2 protein-coding genes are annotated in these 655 nt (G+C 64.3%); both read right to left on the bottom strand.

The annotated features are described in order from the left end of the window. On the bottom strand, positions 1–222 hold a 222-nt coding region (locus KDM41_18335; protein MCB1185383.1), incomplete at its 3' end, for a hypothetical protein. A 46-nt stretch (positions 223–268) separates the two neighbouring features. Then, positions 269–655 (bottom strand): aminotransferase class III-fold pyridoxal phosphate-dependent enzyme (locus KDM41_18330; GenBank protein ID MCB1185382.1); only part of this gene is annotated, 387 nt, incomplete at its 5' end.

Below are 655 nucleotides of genomic sequence, written 5' to 3'. Positions count from 1 at the left end.
CCTGAGCACCTCATCCGAAGGCCGCAGCTCCTTGTCCGTCGAAGCCGATGCATGTGCCTTCAACACGCGGTCCCGCTGTTCCTCCGTCAACTCCTGCCAGACACCAGTGGAACCCTCCGAAGCCGTGCGAGAAAGCAACTCATGCACCCAGCGAAGGAGGTCCTCGCTCTGGACCGAATCCACCAAGGCATGTACCTGATCACGTAGGTCCTTGGATGCCATCAATGACCGCTTTCCCCCAAAGTTACGCGGCGGGCGGTCTGATCGCTCACGCGAACTGCCCCACGCTCGTGCGGATGATGTTCACGCACTCCATCAGCTGCTCCTCCGTGATCACCAGCGGCGGCGCGAAGCGGATGATGTCGCCGTGCGTGGGTTTGGCCAGCAGGCCGTTGTCGCGCAGGAGCAGGCAGAGCTCCCGGGCGGTCCTGGGTGAACCGTCGGCGGCCTTGCGCGGCTCGATGAGCAGGGCGTTCAGCAGGCCCCGTCCGCGGACCTTTTTCACCCAGGGATAGTCCTCCACGAGTTTCTGCATCTCGGCGCGGAACAGCTGTCCCAGGCGCTCGGCGTTGCCGCAGAGGTCCTCGTCCGTCACGATGGCCAGCGACTCCATGGCGATATGCGCACCCATGGGGTTGCCACCGTAGGTGCTGCC

This window comes from bacterium (genome assembly GCA_020440705.1).
GTDB lineage: Bacteria > Krumholzibacteriota > Krumholzibacteriia > LZORAL124-64-63 > LZORAL124-64-63 > JAGRNP01.
This window is presented reverse-complemented; position numbering and strand designations above follow the sequence as displayed.